At 35.0% G+C, this 21819-nt stretch carries 18 protein-coding genes and 1 tRNA gene; 9 read left to right on the top strand and 10 right to left on the bottom strand.

The features are described 5' to 3' along the window. Positions 1–2: 2 nt before the first annotated feature. Positions 3–551 carry a hypothetical protein gene (locus ACH2BV_RS05925; RefSeq protein ID WP_395049806.1) on the bottom strand — a complete coding sequence of 183 codons (549 nt, stop codon included), beginning with the start codon at positions 549–551 and terminating at the stop codon, positions 3–5. A 117-nt stretch (positions 552–668) separates the two neighbouring features. Between ACH2BV_RS05925 and ACH2BV_RS05920 the strand changes: the two genes are divergently transcribed. Then, positions 669–3443, top strand: coding sequence for a 2-oxoglutarate dehydrogenase E1 component (locus tag ACH2BV_RS05920; RefSeq protein ID WP_395049805.1), 2775 nt, complete (start codon positions 669–671; stop codon positions 3441–3443). Positions 3444–3519: 76 nt separating this feature from the next. Continuing rightward, positions 3520–4755: a 2-oxoglutarate dehydrogenase complex dihydrolipoyllysine-residue succinyltransferase gene (odhB, locus tag ACH2BV_RS05915; RefSeq protein ID WP_395049804.1), complete on the top strand. Its 1236-nt coding sequence runs from the start codon at positions 3520–3522 to the stop codon at positions 4753–4755. Positions 4756–4801: 46 nt separating this feature from the next. Here odhB and ACH2BV_RS05910 read toward each other — a convergent pair whose 3' ends face one another. The 5 genes from ACH2BV_RS05910 to ACH2BV_RS05890 form a co-directional block, all read right to left on the bottom strand. Then, complete coding sequence (locus ACH2BV_RS05910) at positions 4802–5503, bottom strand: hypothetical protein (RefSeq protein ID WP_395049803.1); 702 nt, start codon at positions 5501–5503, stop codon at positions 4802–4804. 32 nt (positions 5504–5535) lie between these two features. Then, on the bottom strand, positions 5536–5973 hold the full coding sequence (locus ACH2BV_RS05905; protein WP_395049802.1) for a retropepsin-like aspartic protease: 438 nt from the start codon (positions 5971–5973) through the stop codon (positions 5536–5538). After that, a complete protein-coding gene (locus ACH2BV_RS05900) occupies positions 5970–8591 on the bottom strand; it encodes a CHAT domain-containing protein (protein WP_395049801.1) in 2622 nt (873 codons plus the stop codon). Before ACH2BV_RS05900 ends, ACH2BV_RS05905 begins: the two co-directional genes overlap by 4 nt. Before the next feature lie 143 nt (positions 8592–8734). Beyond that, entirely contained in the window at positions 8735–10699 is a 1965-nt protein-coding gene (locus ACH2BV_RS05895; protein ID WP_395049800.1) for a PKD domain-containing protein, read from the bottom strand. Positions 10700–10906: 207 nt separating this feature from the next. Continuing rightward, a complete protein-coding gene (locus ACH2BV_RS05890) occupies positions 10907–11890 on the bottom strand; it encodes a hypothetical protein (RefSeq protein ID WP_395049799.1) in 984 nt (327 codons plus the stop codon). 338 nt (positions 11891–12228) lie between these two features. Between ACH2BV_RS05890 and ACH2BV_RS05885 the strand changes: the two genes are divergently transcribed. The 7 genes from ACH2BV_RS05885 (at position 12229) to ACH2BV_RS05855 (ending at position 17573) form a co-directional block, all read left to right on the top strand. Continuing rightward, positions 12229–12813 (top strand): RNA polymerase sigma factor, encoded by a 585-nt coding sequence (locus ACH2BV_RS05885; protein WP_395049798.1) that lies wholly within the window; start codon positions 12229–12231, stop codon positions 12811–12813. A gap of 2 nt (positions 12814–12815) precedes the next feature. Beyond that, positions 12816–13538, top strand: a complete 723-nt coding sequence (locus ACH2BV_RS05880) for a tol-pal system YbgF family protein (RefSeq protein ID WP_395049797.1) — start codon at positions 12816–12818, stop codon at positions 13536–13538. Positions 13539–13668: 130 nt separating this feature from the next. Beyond that, complete coding sequence (locus ACH2BV_RS05875; RefSeq protein ID WP_395049796.1) at positions 13669–14436, top strand: TatD family hydrolase; 768 nt, start codon at positions 13669–13671, stop codon at positions 14434–14436. Positions 14437–14498: 62 nt separating this feature from the next. Further along, positions 14499–15635 (top strand): 1-acyl-sn-glycerol-3-phosphate acyltransferase, encoded by a 1137-nt coding sequence (locus ACH2BV_RS05870; RefSeq protein ID WP_395049795.1) that lies wholly within the window; start codon positions 14499–14501, stop codon positions 15633–15635. Continuing rightward, complete coding sequence (locus ACH2BV_RS05865; RefSeq protein WP_395049794.1) at positions 15625–16653, top strand: asparaginase; 1029 nt, start codon at positions 15625–15627, stop codon at positions 16651–16653. The genes ACH2BV_RS05870 and ACH2BV_RS05865 overlap by 11 nt, the downstream gene beginning before the upstream one ends. Before the next feature lie 62 nt (positions 16654–16715). Further along, positions 16716–16800: transfer RNA gene (locus ACH2BV_RS05860), tRNA-Ser, on the top strand. 77 nt (positions 16801–16877) lie between these two features. Continuing rightward, the gene (locus ACH2BV_RS05855) at positions 16878–17573 is read left to right on the top strand and encodes a porin family protein (RefSeq protein ID WP_395049793.1); all 696 of its coding nucleotides are present in this window, start codon (positions 16878–16880) and stop codon (positions 17571–17573) included. Here the strand turns inward: ACH2BV_RS05855 and ACH2BV_RS05850 are convergent, their stop codons facing one another. The 4 genes from ACH2BV_RS05850 to ACH2BV_RS05835 all read right to left on the bottom strand — a co-directional run. Next, entirely contained in the window at positions 17574–18173 is a 600-nt protein-coding gene (locus ACH2BV_RS05850) for a hypothetical protein (RefSeq protein ID WP_395049792.1), read from the bottom strand. Positions 18174–18185: 12 nt separating this feature from the next. Next, positions 18186–19661 (bottom strand): RNA polymerase factor sigma-54, encoded by a 1476-nt coding sequence (gene rpoN / locus ACH2BV_RS05845; RefSeq protein ID WP_395049791.1) that lies wholly within the window; start codon positions 19659–19661, stop codon positions 18186–18188. 19 nt (positions 19662–19680) lie between these two features. Beyond that, positions 19681–21114: an asparagine--tRNA ligase gene (gene asnS / locus ACH2BV_RS05840; RefSeq protein ID WP_395049790.1), complete on the bottom strand. Its 1434-nt coding sequence runs from the start codon at positions 21112–21114 to the stop codon at positions 19681–19683. Positions 21115–21258: 144 nt separating this feature from the next. Further along, a partial coding sequence (locus ACH2BV_RS05835; protein ID WP_395049789.1) for an MMPL family transporter occupies positions 21259–21819 on the bottom strand: 561 nt, incomplete at its 5' end.

The following is a 21819-nucleotide window of genomic DNA, read 5'->3' as shown; positions in this document are numbered from 1 at the left end:
ATTTAAAAATAAACTCTTATAAACGGCATAAACGGGTCGCTGTAATAGCCGTTATTATTATTAAATAATACATCATAGCGAACTCCAATGGTTACATTTCCTGTTCTATAACCTGCACCAAGATATAGTGCAGTGTTCCAAATAGTATCGGTATTACTTCCTCCAGGATATTGATAATCTGTATTTACATTGATTTCTTCTAACTCTACTGAAAGTTGAACTTGTGGAATAGGATTTACAAGGCCTATTAAACTTGCTCCAAAAAGCGTAGAAGAATAATCGTTTTTTGCAGAAATATAGCCAAACTGTAATGAAGTTCCAACTGAAACAACTTGGTTAATATTATAAATGGCGCTAGGCGCAATAGTAATTTCGGTATAACCAGATCCAATACTCAATCCTATTCCGCCACCAAATTGCACATTTCTCCAGAAATTATTTGGGGGTTGTAGTCCATTTGTTGGCCCTTGTGCAAATATACCAAAAGAAAATAAAAAAGTTGTAACTCCCAAAATTGATTTGGCAACAATTTTCAAGGTGCTCTTTTTCATAAGCATTTAGGTTTTTAACAATATATGGCATAAATGTATTTAAAAAGAATTATAAACTTATTGTATTATTGTACTTTTGCCAGACTATTTTAACAAAAAAGCAGATTTTATACAATTATGGATAGGTTTTCATTCTTAAATGCGGCACATGCCGAATTTTTCGCACAATTATACGACCAATATTTAGAAAATCCAGATAGCGTAGAGCCAAGTTGGAGAGGTTTTTTTCAAGGTTTCGATTTTGGGATGTCAACCTATAATGGAGAAAATCCAGTAAGCCAAACAGAAAATGGAACTTCAGTAAGTCTTGAAGGTACTTCTGCTTCAGAGAAACTTCAGAAAGAGTTCAATGTAATCAAATTAATTGATGCCTATAGAAATCGTGGACATTTGTTTACGAAAACGAATCCGGTTCACAAAAGAAGAACTTATACTCCAACTTTGGACATTGAAAATTTTGGACTTTCAAAAGCGGATTTATCAACCATATTTGATGCGGCCAAGGTAATCAAAATTGCACCTTGTAGTTTGGCGGATATTCTTGGACATTTGGATAAAATTTACTGTCAATCTATTGGGGTTGAATATATGTATATTCGAAATCCAAATGATATTCAATGGATTCAAAATAAAATTGGGCATAACGACAATCACCCTGATTTTTCTCACGACGAAAAAAGAGCCATTCTCAACAAATTAAACCAAGCAGTTTCTTTCGAGAATTTTTTGCATACAAAATATGTGGGACAAAAAAGGTTTTCACTCGAAGGAGGAGAATCAATTATTCCCGCTATTGATTCATTGATTGAAATGGCAGCCGAAAAAGGAATTGAACAATTTGTGATGGGAATGGCGCATCGAGGTCGTTTGAATATTTTAGCAAATATATTCGGGAAATCAACTCAGGATATTTTTGGAGAATTCGAGGGCAAAGATTACGATCAGGATCAATTTGACGGTGATGTAAAATACCATTTGGGACTTACCGCCCAAAAAACAACTAGATCAGGAAAAACCATCAACATAAATCTTGCTCCAAATCCTTCGCATCTTGAAACCGTTGGAGCAGTTATAGAAGGAATTACCAGGGCCAAACAAGATAAATATTTCCCGGATGATTTTTCTAAAGTATTGCCTATTGCTGTTCATGGTGATGCTGCGATTTCGGGTCAAGGAATCTTATATGAATTGGTACAAATGGCCCAACTTGATGGTTATAAAACGGGCGGAACAATACATATTGTAATCAATAATCAGGTTGGTTTTACCACTAATTACCTTGACGGACGTTCCTCAACTTATTGTACAGATGTTGCCAAAGTAACACTTTCGCCAGTATTGCATGTCAATGCTGATGATGCCGAAGCGGTTGTGCACGTGATGTCATTTGCGTTGGATTTCAGAATGCATTTTGGACGTGATGTTTTTATCGATTTGTTAGGATATAGAAAATATGGACATAATGAAGGCGACGAACCACGTTTTACGCAACCTTTATTGTACAAAATTATAGCAAAACATAAAAACCCAAGAGATATTTATGCCGAGAAATTATTGGCTGAAGGAGTGATTGATGCCAATTATGTAAAAGGACTGGAGGTAGAATACAAATCGAATCTAGAGGTGAATCTTGAAGAATCCCGTAAAAAGGAATTGACAATAATTACTCCATTTATGCAAAATGAATGGGAAGGTTTTACAAAAGCTGGAGTGGCTCAGATGTTCAAAAAAGTAGACACTTCTTATTCAAAAGAAGGACTTACGGCTGTTGCCAATGCCATTTGTAATTTGCCAAAGGACAAAAAATTTATCAGCAAAATCCAAAAATTAATAAACGACAGAAAAACAATGTTTTTCGAAACCAACAAGTTAGATTGGGCAATGGCTGAACACTTGGCTTATGGATCATTGTTGCAAGAAGGTTATGACGTTCGTATTTCAGGTCAAGATGTTGAACGCGGTACTTTTTCTCATCGTCACGCCGTTGTGAAAGTCGAAGATTCAGAGGAAGAAGTTGTTTTGATCAATAATTTAGAAGGTAAAAAAGGAAAATTTAGTGTTTACAATTCTCTTTTATCAGAATATGGCGTTTTAGGCTTTGATTACGGTTATGCGTTGGCAAACCCAAATGCATTGACTATTTGGGAAGCACAATTTGGCGATTTCAGCAACGGGGCGCAAATTATGATTGACCAATATATTTCTTGTGGGGAAGACAAATGGAACAATCAAAACGGAATCGTTTTATTATTGCCTCACGGTTACGAAGGGCAAGGAGCAGAACATTCTTCAGGAAGAATAGAACGTTATTTACAACTTTGTGCCAGACAAAATATGGTTGTTGCCGATTGTACAACTCCGGCAAATTTCTTTCACTTGTTAAGAAAACAAATGAAAACGAAATACCGTAAACCGCTTATTGTGTTTACACCAAAGAGTTTGCTTCGTGATCCAAGAGTTGTTTCTGGTATAGAAGAATTTACTACAGGTACTTTTCAGGAAACTATTGACGATGAAACCGTGAATAAAAACGGGGTAAAAACATTGGTTTTCTGCACAGGAAAATTCTATTATGACATCACTGCCGAAAGAGAAATCAACGGTCGAAAAGATGTTGCAGTAGTGAGAATTGAGCAATTATTTCCGTTACCAACAGAACAATTAAAAAAAATAATTGCGAGATATCCAAATGTAGATGATTATGTTTGGGCACAGGAAGAACCGAAAAATATGGGTGCTTATGGTTTTATGTTAATGAATATTACAACCGTAAAATTTAGATTAGCATCGTTAAGAGCATCTGCTGCATCCGCATCAGGAAGTTATACCAGATCAAAACGCCGTCATGCGGAAGCTTTGAAATTTGTTTTTGACAAGAATATATCAAGATAAGAAAATTTGTTTCAGGTTTAATTTTATTTAACTTGAAACTTTAATAATTTAAAATTCATAATTAAAATAATATAAGATGATTTTAGAAATGAAAGTCCCTTCACCAGGGGAATCAATCAAAGAAGTTGAAATCGCAACTTGGTTAGTAAAAGATGGCGATTATGTTGAGAAAGATCAGGCTATTGCCGAGGTTGATTCGGACAAAGCAACATTAGAATTGCCAGCAGAAGCAAGCGGAATTATCACTCTAAAGGCCGAAGAAGGCGATGCGGTTGCCGTAGGATCCATAGTTTGCTTAATTGATACTGAAGGCAAAAAACCATCTGGTTCAACGCCAGTTGTCGAAGCAAAAAAAGAGGAGGCAAAACCTGTTGAAGTGAAAAAAGAAGAAGTGAAAGCTGTAGCTCCAGCTCCTGTAGCTCCAGTTTCTTATGCTTCAGGAACTCCATCTCCGGCAGCGAGGAAAATATTGAATGAAAAAAATATCCAGCCTTCTGACATCATTGGAACGGGAAAAGATGGAAGAATTACCAAAGAAGATGCTGTAAATTCAGTTCCAGCAATGGGAACTCCAACAGGAGGAAGCCGTGGTTCTGAGCGCACAAAATTATCAATGTTACGTCGCAAAGTTGCAGAAAGATTAGTCGCTGCCAAAAATGAAACAGCAATGTTGACTACTTTCAACGAAGTTAATATGACGCCAATTAACACGTTGCGTAATGAATACAAAGATGCATTCAAAGCAAAACACGGTGGAATTGGGTTAGGATATATGTCGTTTTTCACAAAAGCCGTAACCAGAGCTTTAGCTTTATATCCGGATGTGAACTCAATGATGGATGGCGATTATAAAATTGCTTTTGATTTCTGCGATATTTCAATTGCAGTTTCCGGTCCAAAAGGACTAATGGTTCCTGTAGTTCGCAATGCCGAAAACTTGACTTTCCGTGGAATTGAATCCGACATTAAAAGATTAGCGATAAAAGCACGTGACGGACAAATCACAGTTGACGATATGACTGGAGGAACATTCACTATTACAAATGGAGGTGTTTTTGGAAGTATGTTATCAACACCAATTATCAATCCTCCACAATCTGGAATTCTTGGAATGCACAACATTATTGAGCGTCCAATTGCCGTAAATGGAAAAGTGGAAATTCACCCAATGATGTATGTGGCTCTTTCTTATGATCACAGAATCATCGATGGTCGTGAGTCTGTTGGATTCTTAGTTGCTGTAAAAGAAGCATTGGAAAATCCACTAGAATTACTTTGTGAGGGCAATCCTAAAAAAGCTTTTGAACTTTAAAAAAATCTTATAAAAAGACCTGTTTAATATTATTAAACAGGTCTTTTTAATTTCTTTTAATTTCTACAAAATCAAAAAGAGCATAATTATTATTTTGAGGAATATGGTTTCCTATGAATTTTAAATTTTCGACACTGCAATAAATATTAAAATTCGTTTCGTTACCATAAGTCAGTTCGAGAGTTGTTAAAATAAGGTCATTAATTGTCCAATTTACTTGATAAAGACCATCTGGGTTTACTTTTATTTCTAAAGACAAATTGTACCATCGTCCTCTTTTGATTTTTTTTTGTATAGATTGATATGGATTTCCCTGAGAAGTCATATAAACAATAAGGTCATCAGATTGCGCCATTAATTGATTCCGAACAATTTGAGTTCCATACCCAATCTCGAAATCTAATTCGTGCATATCGTCATTATATAAAAATCCACTAATATTTGTCATATCTCCAATACCAATTTCTGGAATATAAACCCTCCAAATGTAAGTTCCTGAAGTAAATTTATCAATTGTTTTAACTTTCGGTCGTTCCCATGTATTGGCATTTGTAAATATCTTTAAATTCCCATTTTCAATAATATAATTAATATTTTGATTTGTGTTTAATGAAGCGTCTTCCCATTCAGTTAAATCATTAAAATCATAAATTTTTGTTATTCCACTTTCGTTGGTTTTATTTTTGGAGGAACAAGAAAATAATAATATTCCCAAGAGTATTAATTTAATTTTGAGGAAATTTTTCATATATATTTATGGTTCTTAGAAGTTAATTTGTATTATTTTAAATACAAAAAATGATTATAATAATCAATGATTCCCTTGCCTTTCATTAGAATATCTGCGCCAATAATGCCGTGAACGGGTTTTGCTTTGTGCTCGATCAACGCCTCATTTACATGGGATAAATCAAAAATCACGAGTTCAAAATCAGAGTGTTTCCAATTGCCCAATTGAAGTTGATTGCCAACAGCCATTTGGGTAAACATTCCCGTTGCACCAGCACCAGAAGCTTGTGTTTTGGATTTTTTCGCTTCCAAAAGAAATAATTCGATACTTTCAAAACCCACACAACTGGAACTTGCTCCAGTATCCAGAATAAAATTTCCTTTGATGCCGTTTATACTCGCTTTTATAAGTATATGTTGGGTTTTAGTCACTTTAAATCTTATTTTCTTGTAGCTTTCTTTTTTAAGAATTTCAGGAAGGGTTTTCATTTTCTGTAGCGATTAAAGACCAAAAATAATCCAATTAAAACTATTATTCCAAGAATATAAAAATAATAATTTGTTGGTTTTTCAGTAGTTTCAATTCCGCCATAATACACAAAAGCGCTCCAATAATAAGGCGTTTTTTTTGCATTTGAAATTGATTCGTCTTTCAGAAAATCTCTTTTGGCATTGGTGTTAGCCTCAAAATAAGGAATGTCTTTTTTAATGTTTTTATAAAAAGCATCCATAAAAACCGAAGTCGTATAGTCGTTTACTTTCCACAATGAAAACAACAGATTTTGTGCTCCGGCAAACTGAAATCCCCTGGCAACACTCATTGCACCTTCGGATTTGTAGAGTTTTCCAATTCCGGTTTCACAGGCACTCAAAACCACCAAGTCTGGATTGATGTTGAGATTGTAAAGTTCTGAATACAAGACTTCCTGATCATAAAATTTGATGCTCGCCGGAGTTTCTGTATCACCGGAAGTTGCGTGCGTGCTCAAATGCAAAATGGAATAATTGGCGGCATTCAACTTGAAATTATCGAAAGAGGCGGTTTCATTTGCGAAAAATTTTCCATCGAAATTGCTTTTTATGGATTGCATTTCGGATTTGGAAAATGTCAATTCATAAGCGGTTTTTTCAAAAACGGGGAAAATACCAAGAACTGTTTTTTTATCTCTAGAAGAGGTTTTTCCATTCAAATAAAGGGATGCTGAATTATTGTAGGCAATCTTGAAATCATTCAACAAATAATGCATTTGCGAAAAATTGGTCGTTGCGCTTTCTTTTGTAATCAAAGCCTCAAAAGGAAGAAAATTCAATAAGCCATCAGGAACAATAATTAGGTTTTGGTAAGTTGCATATGTTGGTAATTTCAACATTTTATATAATGAATTACCATAATGGTTATAGCCCGAAATATCATCGGTTATTTTATTGGCATCGCTGAAATAATCCAAAAACGAAATTATTCTTGGTGTTGCAGTATGGTTGTCCCAATAATAGTCCAGTTTTATTCTTTGGTTTGCCAAGGTAAAAACATACATTTTCTCAAAGCCCGAAAAATACTCCACCAGTATTGTTTTGTCTTTTTCAAGTTTAGAATACAAGGATTTCAAATCGATGTTTTCGGCTGTATTAACTTGATTTTCCAACCTGATTTTCTTTAGCGAAAGCATCAATTCATTTTGTTTTTTTATGGCTTCGTTTATTTTTGTAACGTTTGCCAAATCCCCTTTTTGTTGTTCTTTGACGATTTCATTAGTCCAGTTTTGCAGTTGCTCCAAATGTAGTTTTTCTTCTCTAGAAACTGTTTTTTTATTGGAAAGATAGCTTTTCAAAACACCTGATTTTGTTCGTTCAGAAAGCTGGAAAGCATTTTCGATATAAATAATTTTATTTTCTTTTTCGTAAAGAAAATCATAGATGGAAAGGCATTTTTCGGTTCGATTTCTAACGCGAATTTGGTTGATGATTTTGGAATTTTCATAGACTAACAAGTTCGAAAACAAATCCTCTATTTGGAACGAAAGCGTGTATGCTTCCAAGGCTTTTTTGGGTTGATTTTCTTCCAAGAAAACGTCTGCTTGTAAGTCTAGTGCATCCAATAAAATGGTTTCTGCGTAGAGTGAGCTTTGGTTGGGAATAATGTTTATCTGATAAGAATAATTTGGAATTAAAATCTTAAAAACAGATGCTATAATTATGCTTGCTTCAGCATATTTTTTTTGTTGAAACAATAAATTAGCTTCTTCATATTTAAATTTAGCTAGTTTCCGAGGTGAAATATTCGGAGTCGCAAAGAAATACTTTTTGGCTTTTTCAAAATAGGAATTGGCCAATTCAATATTTTGCCATTGTAGATTTAATGCGGATAAGTTGCGATAACAATTGGCCAGTGTTTCAGTTTGGGTTTTATCTGATTGCAATAATTGAATAGCCGCAAGATAGGTGCTTTCTAATTTTTTAAAAATATTAGGAATAGGTTTTGAAAAATCTGGATTTTTATAACTTAATACATAATTATTTCCCAAGTTAGTCAATAAAATTCCTTTCTGTGTTGAGGATAATTTTTGGGTTTTAATCGTTTTTTCTAGTAAAACGATGGCTTCATTTACTCGACCCGTGTTTTGATACACGTTCGACAAATTAAGAATTGCCGCTATTTTTTGGGGTTGGTTTTTCTCGGCATTAGCAATAAAATAATACTGTTTTATGGTGTTTTCGGCATTGTCATAATCGCCTATAATCGTGTAAAGATTGCCCAAAGGTTTTAGGCAATATTCTGTAATATCATAATTAGAAAGCTTGTATTTTTGATAGACTTGCCAGGCTTTTTCATAACTTGAAATAACTTGCTTAGTCTTTCCAAATTTGTTTTCATAATAGGCTTTGTTGCAATTTAAGACCACAATGGCCAAGAGTTCATTCTTGGATTTTGGTTTTGGATTTTTCCAGAAATTGTAATCAACAGTTTCTAAATTTTGTAAACCGTCAAGGGTTGGATTTGTAGAATACCCATCAACAACATTGTAAATTTTATCTTCTGGCGTAAGCGGATTTTGCCCTAAAACATTTAGAGTCGTGAATAACAAAAGATAAAAAATAGTTTTAATCATATAAGGAATTTAAGGTCATTTAAGTTTGTCATTTCGACGAAGGAGAAATCACATAACTAGAGCAACTAATGTGATTTCTCCTTCGTCGAAATGACAAAATAATTCTTATTTAAACGACGAAGTTTAATAACATAAATTGTTTCCTAAAACTTCCAAATGCCATACAACTGAAAATAATTAAAATTATCTTCGAAATTCAGTACATATCTCGCGCCAAAACTTGGGCCAATTCTTGCTGCTCCAATGGTTAAATCAAACAATAATCCAGTTTTAAAACTGGTAAAAGATTCTTTTACAGTATTGGATTCATTCGTTGTTGAGATTAAAAATTTATCGGTTATTCCTTCAAAAGTTTCTATTTTCAGGTTTTGTTCCTGTTGTTGCGAAACATTAATGTTGGCTTGCAATCCTGCTCCAATCCCTATAAAGTTATTGATGTTGTAGCGCATCAGCAATGGAATTTCCCAATTGATACTGCTGTTTTCTGATGAAGTCGTGGTGCGTTGCAATTGGCGAAAACCATTGGCATTTTGAATGAAGGTGTCTTCTGTTGTCGTTGTTCCATCATAAGAATGCAAGCTATTTACGAACTCGGCTTGCCAATAGAAACGATAGGATTTGAAGGGAGAAACTGTGGCTCCCACAAAATAACTTCTGGAATTTTCTAAATTAGGATACAAATTATAACCCGCTTTTGCTCCAATAGAAATTCCCGGCGAGAATCTTGTAGTGGTATAATTGGTGATTATGGGTTCGTTTTTGTCGAAAATAATGGCGGTTCTGCTTCTAGTATTAACTTTATGAAAGTCTTTATTGAATTTCATTGAATATTTTACAAACCCTTTGGTGCTGTCTTTTTCTTTGACGTTTTTCTGCTCGCTTCCCGGCAAATAAATGTTTTTGAAGGTGAAGAATATCTGTTTTTGTTTGATGATGGTGTCCAAACAACTTGTTGTAGGATCTTCGCCTTTTGGACAAATCGGACATTTGGGGTACATATCTTCGATTTGGAAAGTCTTTTTGTCGAACATATCCGGAACATCAGTTTCTAGGCGAATCATTCTTGCCGGTCCTTCGCCATTGTTTTGGAAACGAGTTTTGAAGTTGACCCTTTTGAAACGTACCAATCTGTAATTCATAAAACTTCCGTTGGAACCCATTTTATTTGGGTCGTGCGAGGTTACGATTTCCATTTCAAGGTTTTTAACTTTGTGGTTTTTAAAACTTCGGTTTGGAACAAAAACACTTCGCATCGTTACCGTAGCACTCGTGTCTTTAATCATTTCGGGAGTCGTTTTGTAAGTAAGGAAAATATTTCTGGTTTCGCCTGGATTTACACCATCAAACTCAAAAAGAGTGGCGTTTTTATAGGAGTTTTTCGCTTCTTTCAAAGTAGTGTCTAAGTCTGATTGAGTGGTTGTGATTTGATATTTTTTGGCTGTTGCCAAAGTATTTTCGGAAGCCAAATACGAATCCGAGTTTTCTAAATCATTTGTAAATACAACTAGGTCTTCCTTAACTTCTCTTTCGCCAGCATATGTCCTGAAATCGACCAATTCGAAGTTGTTGTTTTTGAATTGTTTTTCGTTGTAAAAAAGATATAATTTTCCGTCGGCCACGTAATTTTCCATATTTTGATAACTTACAATCACTTCCATTTGTTGGTCGGGAATGGGGTCACAATTTTTCTGGATGGTCAATCCGTTTTGGTCTTCGATGGAAGCAATATCAGTATAAACTTCATCAGAAATTTCGTTTACAGCCACTGCTTTTGGTCGTGTTGCGGGTGGTTTTCCGTTGTCGTAATTGTTGGTTACGGCGAGACGAGCATTGTAAGTTCCTTTGTTTTTATAGACGTGTTTGGGTTCGGCTTCTTTGCTGTAATGACCGTCGCCCATTTCCCATAAATAGGAATAGGATGGTTTTGGTGCGCCAGCAATCGGGATTAAAGGCGGTATTTCGGGTTTGAATTTGACCACATTTCTGTTTTGATTATAGGTAATCTTGGCTTTTCGAGTTACGGTATCTTTTACTTTGGTTTGTCCTTCGACAAGCTCAGGATGACAAAAAGAAAATAGAATGAAGAAAATAGATAGTAGGTTTTTCATAATCGATACGTTTTTAGCCCTGATAGCAGTGGAAATCCTTATGTGCCGGGGTTCGGCACAAAAGATTGCAACGGATAGCAGGATTAGCTTCTGATTGCCAAGTCGTTCATCTTCGCAATGACAAGCAAGATAAATTCATAATATTTTTTAAAAATAGAAAAAAGTGGTGAGCAAATCACCACTTCTTCTAAAAAATTATATTTTGTGTTACTGTATCGCGTTGATAGCGGCTACCATTTGGGCTTCGGTTACTACGGTAGTTTCGGTTAAAGTGAATGTGTAAACATCTCCTGCGGCAACCGTAACGGCTTTGATGGCGTATCTCCAGTTTCCATTGTCTTCGGTAGCAAAAATGACGTGCATTTGCAATCCAATTGGAATTTGTCCATAATGTTCGCTGAATTGTTTCGTGGTCGGATTGTAAGTGTCTAATTTGGCTAGGGCATTTTGACCTTCACCATCATAAGATAAATAAATAGCGCTGTTTGTGTTGTCGTATCCAGTTGGTACGGCTGCTAAAACTGTGGTTCTTGGTCTTGGATCGCTATAAAATTTATCGACATTTGTCCAACCAAAGTTGCCAAAAGTAACGTTATAACTGTTTTGACCAAATCCTACATTCCCGTCTTTTTGACCTCCGGTTCCAGCTGCGTTACGAGGATTTACCCAAGTAAGATTTTCATCATCTGTTGTATCACCTGCCCAAAAAAGCATTCCTGTGTCCATTGTTCCAGTTAAATTCACGGGAACTTGAAGCTGAATTACTCCTGTTGAGACTAAATCAACACCGCCTTGAGAAGCTTTGATGAAAAACTCACCACCTGATTTCAGCAAACTTTTTTTGCCGTCAGGCATCACTCCCATTGTAGGTTTGTTAGATATCAGCATATTTCCTTTATCAAAAAGTTCCACAAACGTGATGTCGATTGCTCCAGTAACGGGGTTTCCGTTTTTAGTAAGAGCATTTCCGTTTAGGGTGATTACCACTCCTTTTGCAGAAGTTAGTGTGATAACACCAGCTCCGGCAGTTGCGGTAAATTTTTGAATGTTTTTTTTGAGTCCATTTTCGTTAATTCCTTTGAAAGCGGCTGCTGTTGGAGGAATTGGAGTTGTGTTTTCATTGTTTGTACAGCTTGCGAAAATAATTGTTGCTAAAGCTAAAATTCCGATGTTTTTTAAATTTGTTTTCATAATTTCTAATGTTTAATTGTTGTTTAAATTTTTTTGTTTTTATATTGTTATATCAATTCGGGTTTGATATTGTTACCCTTTGTTTTGAATTTTATTTTTTTAATTCTGATTTCGTTGTTATATCAACTTGCCTTTTTATTTGTTACCCTATGTTTCGAATTATTTTTTATCGGGTTATTTTTGTCCAAAGTTTGATAATGAAATTGACTCCTAATTTTTTTAACTTTTTCATATTTTAAAAGTTTTAAAAAGCTTTAGTTTTTGTTTTATATGGTTATATCAACTTGGTTTTATATTTGTTACCCCTTTTTTTAGTATTTTCGATAAAAAGTTTTTTTATGTCCAAAACCACTATTCATCCAGACCAGATTTATATCGACGGACTTGCCAATAATGATTCGGCGATTATTCAATCTATTTACAAGAAGTTTGTTCCAAAAGTTATTCATTATATAAGGAACAATTCCGGCAATGAAGACAAGGCGCAAGACGTGGTTCAGGAAATTATGATTTTGCTTTTCAATCAGGCCAAAGCAAAGAAACTGCAACTCACTTGTCCGTTTGACGCTTACTTTTTTTTGTTGTGCAAAAGAAAATGGCTGAACGAAATAAAAAAATCTTCGAATAAAGGGGTAACAATCGATGAAGATCCGCTATCTAGTAATGAACCTACAGAGGAAATGGTTACGGAAACTGAAGTGTTTGACGAAAAACAAAAACTTTTTGATTTGATGTTTCTTAAACTCGGCGACAAATGCCAAGAGTTATTGAAATTAAGTTTTACCATCAAATCGATGGAGGAAGTTGCCGAAAAACTCAATGTAACTTATGGTTATGTTCGAAAGAAAAAATCGTTGTGCGTTGGTCAATTAACCCAGTGGATTCAGGAAACAAATCGCTTTAAATCTTTAAAAAGTACCTAGCCATGAACGAGGAACGCTACATATTATTTGGTCAATATTTCGAAAACGAATTGTCTGCAGGGGAAAAAACAAACTTCGAAGAACAATTGGCTGAAGATCAGGAATTCGCTTCAGCTTTTGAAATTTTCAAGGAATTGAATCTTCATTTGGAGCAAAAATTTGGAAATGAACAAGAATTAAAATCCTTTAAAAAGAATTTAAAATCCATTTCCAAGGAACATTACAAATCCAAAAAATCTAAAGTTGTAGCTTTCAAACCTTGGCAATATGCCATTGCGGCTTCGGTGGCTATTTTGGTTGGATTGTTCTTTTTTCAGAATATAAATCCATCTTTTGAAGATTATGACAATCCGGAAATTGCAACTTTCACCGAAAGAGGTGATGTAAACGACAATTTGAAACTGGCTCAAGACTTATTTAACGCCAAAAATTATCGTGCTGCAATTCCGCATTTTGAAGCTGTTTTAAATTCAACTAAATCTCCAGAAATTCAGTATTTCTATGCAGTTTCGCTTTTGGAAGATAATCAATTTCAAAAAGCCGAAACCAATTTATCAGAGTTAAAATCAGGAACTTCTATTTATAAAAATAAAGCGACTTGGTATTTAGCGCTTTCAAAATTGAAACAGAAAGAGTATAAATCTTGTAAAGAAACACTTTTGACAATCCCAGACGATTATGAGGATTACGACCAAGTGCAACAATTGTTGAACGAATTATATTAAATTTTTAACCATATAAGGTATTTAAGCTCATTTAAGTTTTTGAATAAATTTATTATCTGACCTTAAATTCCTTATATGGTTCATTTTTTTGAGCAAGATTGTATCTTTGCTGCTTTAATTAAAGTTTAAAATGATAATTACTGATACACACACCCATTTATATTCCAATGAGTTTGACGAAGACCGCAACGAAATGATTCAACGTGCCATCGCTGCCGGTGTTTCGCGGTTTTTTATTCCTGCGATTGATTCTGCTTATACACAGTCGATGTACAATTTGGAAAAGGCATACCCCAATAATATATTTTTAATGATGGGTTTACATCCAACTCACGTAAAAGACAATTATCTCGAAGAATTACAACTTGTTGAGAATGAATTATCCAAAAGAAAATTCTTTGCTATTGGAGAAATTGGAATCGATTTGTATTGGGATAAAACGCATTTACCTCAGCAGCAAGATGCTTTCAGAAAACAAATCCAATTGGCGAAACAATACAAATTGCCCATCGTAATTCATTGTCGTGAAGCTTTTGACGAAATTTTTGAAATTTTGGAAGAAGAAAAATCTGTTGATTTGTTCGGGATTTTTCATTGCTTTTCCGGAACTCAGGAGCAAGCATTACAAGCCATTTCTTATAATATGAAACTAGGAATAGGAGGAGTGGTAACTTTCAAAAACGGAAAAATTGACCAATTTCTGAATCAAATTGATTTGAAACACCTTGTCCTTGAAACGGATTCGCCTTATTTAGCACCCGTTCCTTTTCGTGGAAAACGTAATGAAAGTAGTTATCTGGTTAACGTGGTAGATAAACTTGCTGCGATTTATAATTTGCCTCAAGAAGAAATAGCCCGAATTACAACCGAGAATTCCTCCTCAATTTTTGGGATTTAACATAGTAATTGGCTATTTTTCATAAAAATTTTGTTAATTTGTTCTTATAAAAAATATGCTATATGTCAAAATTTGACGCTATCCGACCGTTTTATGATACTGAAGTAAATGATGCTATTCAAAATGTGGTTCATCACCCAATGATGAAAGCATTGATGAACTTTACTTTTCCGGATCTTCCAGACGAAATATGGAAAGAACAGCTTTTAAGAACTCATTCTACCAGGGATTTTCAATGTAATTTCATATACAAATCACTCCAACAAGTGCTGGAAAAAAAATCCGATGGATTAACAACCACGGGTTTTGAAAAATTAGAAAAAAACACTGCATACATGTTTATTTCGAATCATCGAGATATTCTTTTAGACACTTCATTGCTAAATGCTTGTTTATTCGAGCATAAATTAGTGATGACCGCATCGGCGATTGGAGATAATTTGGTAAAAAAATCATTTTTGAGAACATTGGCAAGATTAAACCGAAACTTTTTGGTTCAAAGAGGTTTGTCACCTCGAGAAATGCTGCAAAGTTCGAAATTATTATCAGAATACATTAGCAAATTATTGCAACACGAAAACCGTTCGGTTTGGATAGCACAGCGAGAAGGAAGAACCAAAGACGGAAATGACGCCACAAACCCAGGTGTTTTAAAAATGCTCTCCATGGCTTCTGATGAAGAAAATCTGATGGATTATTTCAAGAAAATAAAAATAGTTCCTGTTTCAATTTCTTATGAATATGACCCGACTGATGCTTTAAAAATGCCTCAACTTTTGGCTGAAGCCAAACAAGAAATTTACATCAAGGAAAAAAATGAGGATTTCATCAACCTGATGAGTGGGGTTATGGGGCAAAAAAAACGCATTCATATTCACGTTGGAGACGTTCTTGAAAACGAATTAGATCTTATAAAGTCGGAATTTGATAACTCCAATAAACAAATTCAAGCTTTGGCTCAGGTTATTGACGAATCTATTTTGCGCAATTATAAACTATGGCCAACTAATTATATTGCTTTCGATATTTTGAATAAAACCAATTCCCATCAACATTTGTACACAGAAAACGAAAAATCGCTTTTTGAGCGCAGACTAGAAATGCGAATAGACCATAATGACCCATTAGCTTTGCAAAGTTTCTTGGCAATGTATGCCAATCCTGTTGTCAATAAATTGAAATTTGAAAATGCAATCTAAAACCAAAATTCTTTTGATCTACACTGGTGGAACCATTGGTATGATGAAGGATTTTGAAACCGGAGCACTCAAGGCATTCAATTTTAGAAAACTACTTCAAAAAATCCCGGAATTAAAACAATTGGAATGTGATATTGAGACGGTTTCTTTTGAAACGCCAATTGATTCTTCCAATATGAGTCCCGAAAGATGGACGGAAATTGCGGAGATTATTGAAGATAATTATGCTCGATTTGATGGATTTGTAGTTTTACACGGTTCAGATACGATGTCGTATTCTGCTTCAGCATTGAGCTTTATGCTCGAAAACTTGTCAAAACCAGTAATTTTTACCGGATCACAATTACCCATTGGAGATTTAAGAACTGATGCGAAGGAAAATCTGATAACCGCAATTCAAATTGCTTCTTTAAGACAGGACAACAAACCAGTAATTAGCGAAGTATGCCTTTATTTTGAATACAAATTGTATCGAGGTAACAGAACCACAAAAATCAATGCAGAAAATTTCAATGCGTTTATTTCACCCAATTACCCCACTTTGATTGAATCAGGAGTGCTTTTAAAAACACATCCTGAATTGTTTCTGCCAAAGACAAGAGTTAAAAAATTGAGGATTCATAAGATTTTGGATACCCGCGTGGCAATTATCAAAATGTTTCCTGGTATTAGTGAAGCTTTTTTGGAAACAATTCTTGATATTCCGCAACTTAAAGGAATTGTTTTGGAAACTTATGGAGCCGGAAATGCTCCTACCGAAGATTGGTTTTTATCACTTTTGAAAAACGGAATAAATAGAGGTTTGCAAATTGTAAATGTAACACAATGTTCTATAGGAAGTGTGACTATGGGGAAATATGAAACGAGTACTGCAATGAAAGAAATTGGAGTAATTTCAGGGAAAGATATCACTACTGAAGCCGCAATTACTAAATTAATGTACTTATTAGCACAAAATGTTCCCCCAGATATTTTTAAAACACTTTTCGAAACTTCGTTGCGTGGAGAATTGTCATAAAAAGCGAGGATTAATTTTCTTAAGTCATATTTTTTCGTGTTCTTTGCAACCTCAAATTAAATAGAAAGGTGGCCGAGTGGCTGAAGGCGCACGCTTGGAAAGCGTGTTTATGGTAACATAACGTGGGTTCGAATCCCATCCTTTCTGCAACTTGATTTTATAATCTAAAAAAGGTAGCCTTACGGTTACCTTTTTTTTGTAAATTTATCCCACAAAAATTTAATATGCGTTTAGTACTCAAAACATTTTTTTTATTCACTGTGGTTAACGTTTTTTCGCAAACCACCAATCCTGTTTTGCCTACCGTTAAAATTGATTCACTTTATAGAGAGGATCAGTTTTATTTTGGATTCACCCTCAATACTTTACAAAAAAAGCCAGCGGGTTTAACCCAAGATAAATTTTCATCGGGATTTTCTTTGGGATTCCTTAGAGATATGCCCATAAATAAAAATAGAACTATTGCCATAGCTCCAGGACTTGGTTTTTCATACAACAATTACAATCAGAATCTAGCTATTACAGAACTCAATCAAACACACGTTTATACGATTATTGACCCCAATATCACCTACGATAAAAATAGATTCACGCAATTTCTGGTCGAAGTGCCTATAGAGTTCAGGTGGCGGACATCTACATATGACAGTCATAAATTTTGGCGAATATACGGAGGATTTAAAATGGGTTATTTGATTTATGATAAATCAGTTTATGAAGATGGACAAGGAAAAATAGTGGTCACCAATAATAAAGATTTTAATAAATTCCAATACGGAGCTTATCTTTCAGCAGGTTATAATTCGATAAATGTTTATGCTTATTATGGATTGAATTCTTTGTTTCAATCGGCAAAAACCAGCACTGAATCCATAGATATGAATTCGTTGAATATTGGGATTATGTTCTATATTCTATAGCTATAAACGCAGTAAAAGTAATTGCGGGATAACTCCCAAAAGAAATCCAACTACCAATTCTTTTGGTGTATGTGCTTTCATCTCCAATCTTGAGGAAGCCACAACACCATTCATAAGCACTAGAAATGCAATCAAATTGATGTTTCGAGTTTGATTGTGGAAGCTTAATCCAATAATAAAAATGGTTAAGGCACTTATGGCTACCATATGAAGACTTGCTTTTGTCCTGAAAAGTAACAAAACTAAGGCAAACACAGTACTTATCAAACCTCCCAAAAAGAAAAAATGAAATTCCGGAAAGTGTTCTAAAGTAATGCTTTTTCGAACCAATAAAATAGTCAATAAGCACTGAATAACCAATGGAATTTTGCGTTGTGATATTTCAGAAATCATTATGGAATCAACTTTTCCAGCAGTTCGCAACACGAAAAAAAAGAGAATAGGAAGCAGTATCGTGATAATCACTATTTGGAAAATAGCGAAGTATTTTTCAGGATTTGTATAATAAGAATCGTTGAAAAAAAAGTAAACCAAAGCCGCATATACCGGAATGAATATCGGATGGAATAAATAGGAAAAAAAGGGAAGTATTTTTTTCAAAATGATAAATTATTACATTTTCTTCCTCATTCTCGCCACAGGAATATCTAGTTGTTCTCGATATTTAGCAATGGTTCGTCTGGCAATTGGGTAGCCTTTTTCCAAAAGAATTTCGGCCAATTGATCATCTGGAAGTGGTTTTTGTTTGTCCTCGTCTTCAATCACGTTTTGCAGAATTTTCTTGATTTCAAGCGTCGAAACATCTTCCCCTTGGTCGTTTTTCATTGCTTCGGAGAAGAATTCTTTAATCAATTTTGTCCCATAAGGAGTTTCCACATATTTGCTATTCGCCACACGGGAAATGGTCGAAATATCAAGTCCAACTAAGTCTGCAATGTCTTTCAGAATCATCGGTTTTAGCTTGGTTTCATCGCCTTCCAGAAAATATTCCTGTTGGTAATGCATAATCGCATTCATCGTCACATAAAGCGTTTCCTGACGTTGTTTGATAGCGTCGATAAACCATTTAGCCGAATCCAGTTTTTGTTTAATAAACTGAACCGCATCTTTCTGTGCATTCGATTTGTCGCGGGAGCTTTTATAGGTTTGCATCATTTCCTGATAATCCTTGGAAACGTGTAAAGACGGAGCATTTCTTCCGTTTAGGGTCAAAACCAATTCATCGTCGACAATTCGTATGGCAAAATCTGGAACCACATGTTCCGTAATTTTGTTGCTTCCAGTAAAAGAACCACCCGGTTTTGGGTTTAATTTTTCTATTTCGTGAATGGCAGTTTTGAGTTGCTCATTCGATACATTGTATTTTTGCTGCAGTTTGTCGTAGTGCTTTTTGGTAAAAGCATCAAACTGGTTTTCGATAATGTCGATTGCCAAAGCCACATATTCCGTAGGCGTTTTGTGCTTCAATTGCAACAACAAACATTCCTGCAAATCACGTGCCCCAACACCTGATGGTTCCAATTCGTGAATGATGTGCAACATTCGTTCGACGGTTTTTTCGTCAGTATAAATACCTTGGGTAAACGCCATATCGTCCACCATATCTGGAATACTTCGACGTATATAACCCATATCGTCAATGCTTCCCACGAGGAATTCTGCAATTTCCAGCTCTGAATCATTCAATATAAAAGTATTCAATTGATTGATTAAATCTTGGTGAAAACTTATTGGCGCAACCAGTGGTGACTCACGTTCTTCGTCGTCATCACTGTAATTATTGGCTTGAGTTTTGTAATCCGGAGTTTCGTCGCTGCTTAAATATTCGTCAATGTTGATATCGCTCGTATCTTCACTTTCATTGTCATCATAATCGTCGAATTCGTCATTGGCATCATCATTGTCGAATTCGTCTTTATCGTAAATTTCTTCTTCTTCACTTCCTGTTTCCAATGCTGGATTTTCATTCATTTCTTCCAACAAACGTTGTTCGAATGCTTGCGTAGGCAATTGAATTAACTTCATCAACTGAATTTGTTGTGGAGATAATTTCTGGGATAATTTTAGATTTAGAAATTGCTTTAACATTTATATCGTTTAATCTTTATTAAAATTCTGCATTCATAGGCGTTCTAGGAAAAGGAATTACGTCACGAATGTTGGTCATTCCAGTTACAAAAAGTACCAATCTTTCGAATCCAAGTCCAAAACCAGAGTGAACAGCACTTCCGAATCTACGTGTATCCAAATACCACCACAATTCTTCTTCGCTAATTCCCAAGGCTTTCATTTTTTCAACCAAAACGTCAAAACGTTCCTCTCTTTGTGAACCACCAACGATTTCTCCAATTCCCGGAAAAAGGATGTCCATTGCACGAACCGTTTTTCCATCTTCGTTCAAACGCATATAAAATGCTTTAATATTTGCTGGATAATCAAACAAGATTACTGGACATTTAAAGTGTTTTTCTACCAAATAACGTTCGTGTTCTGATTGCAAATCTGCACCCCATTCGTTGATGATATATTGAAATTTCTTCTTTTTATTTGGGGTACAATCTCTTAAAATATCAATCGCTTCAGTATAAGAAACACGTTTGAAGTTGTTTTCCAATACAAAGTTCAATTTTTCCAATAAAGCCATTTCGCTTCTTTCGACTTGTGGTTTTGATTTTTCTTCTTCCAATAAACGTCCTTCCAAGAATTTCAAATCATCGCCACATTTCTCCATTGTGTATTTGATTACATATTGGATAAAATCTTCGGCCAAGTCCATATTGTCATTCAAATCATTAAAAGCCACTTCGGGTTCAATCATCCAGAATTCAGCCAAATGGCGAGAAGTATTCGAGTTTTCGGCTCTGAATGTTGGTCCAAAAGTATAAATCTGTCCCAATGCCATTGCAAAAGTTTCGCCTTCTAATTGGCCGGAAACCGTTAGGTTAGTTTCTTTACCGAAGAAATCTTCTTTATAATTTACTTTCCCGTCTTCGTTTCTTGGAGGATTGTCGAAAGGCAAAGCGGTCACCTTGAACATTTCGCCAGCACCTTCGGCATCAGAACCGGTTATGATAGGTGTGTTTACATACACAAAACCTTTTTCCTGAAAATAGCTATGAACAGCAAATGACAAAACCGAACGAATACGCATAATCGCTCCAAAAGCATTAGTACGAACTCTTAGATGCGCGTTTTCACGCAAAAATTCCAAAGAATGTTTTTTGGGTTGCATTGGAAATTTCTCTGCATCTGAGTCGCCAAGAATTTCTAATTTTTCGACTTTTATTTCGTATTTCTGACCAGCACCTTTGCTTTCAACTAAATCTCCAGTTACTGAAATTGCAGCTCCGGTGGTGATTCTTTTTAAAGTTTCTTCAGGCGTGTTTTCAAAATCGACAACACATTGTATATTGTTTATGGTTGAACCATCGTTCAACGCGATAAATTGATTGTTTCTAAAAGTTCTTACCCAACCTTTTGCATTTACTCCTTGAAGTGTCGTTGTACTGTTTAGTAAGTCTTTAACTCTTGTATGTTTCATTGTAATTATGTTATAATTATGATGCAATTGAATTACAAATATAATTGATTTATTGTGATTTTCGTAGCCCCGATAGCAGCGGAAATCCCACGCTTTTTTGCGTGGATTGCAGCGAATAGCGGGAAATAGCTCCAAATTAAAAAATTATTCCACGACTTCAGCATCCAAAAGGTCTTCTTTTATAGCTTTCTTTTTTTCAAAAGTCAAGACCAAAGCCGGCAAAACTAATAGGTTAGCAAACATTGCAAACAACAATGTGCAGGAAATTAAACCTCCTAGAGCAATCGTACCACTAAAGCTGGAAAGGGTGAAAATTGCGAATCCAAAAACCAAAACAATCGAGGTATAAAACGTACTTATTCCTGTTTCTCGTAATGCGCTGAATACTGATTTTTTGATTTTTCCTTCATTTTCAATCAAGTCAAGGCGGTATTTTGCCATAAACTGGATGGCATTATCTACAGATATACCGAAAGCAATACTGAATACCAAAATAGTTGACGGCTTAAGCGGAATACCAAAATAGCCCATCAATCCTGACGTGATACAGAGTGGAAGGATGTTGGTAATAACCGAAACCAATATCATTTTTACGGAACGGAACATATAAGCCATCAATCCTGCAATCAAGAAAATGGCAAAAATTAGGGATTCGATGAGATTGTCAATTAAGTAAGAAGTTCCTTTTTGGAAAACCAATGCTTT

Source organism: Flavobacterium sp. (assembly GCF_043780635.1).
Taxonomy (GTDB): domain Bacteria; phylum Bacteroidota; class Bacteroidia; order Flavobacteriales; family Flavobacteriaceae; genus Flavobacterium.
This window is presented reverse-complemented; position numbering and strand designations above follow the sequence as displayed.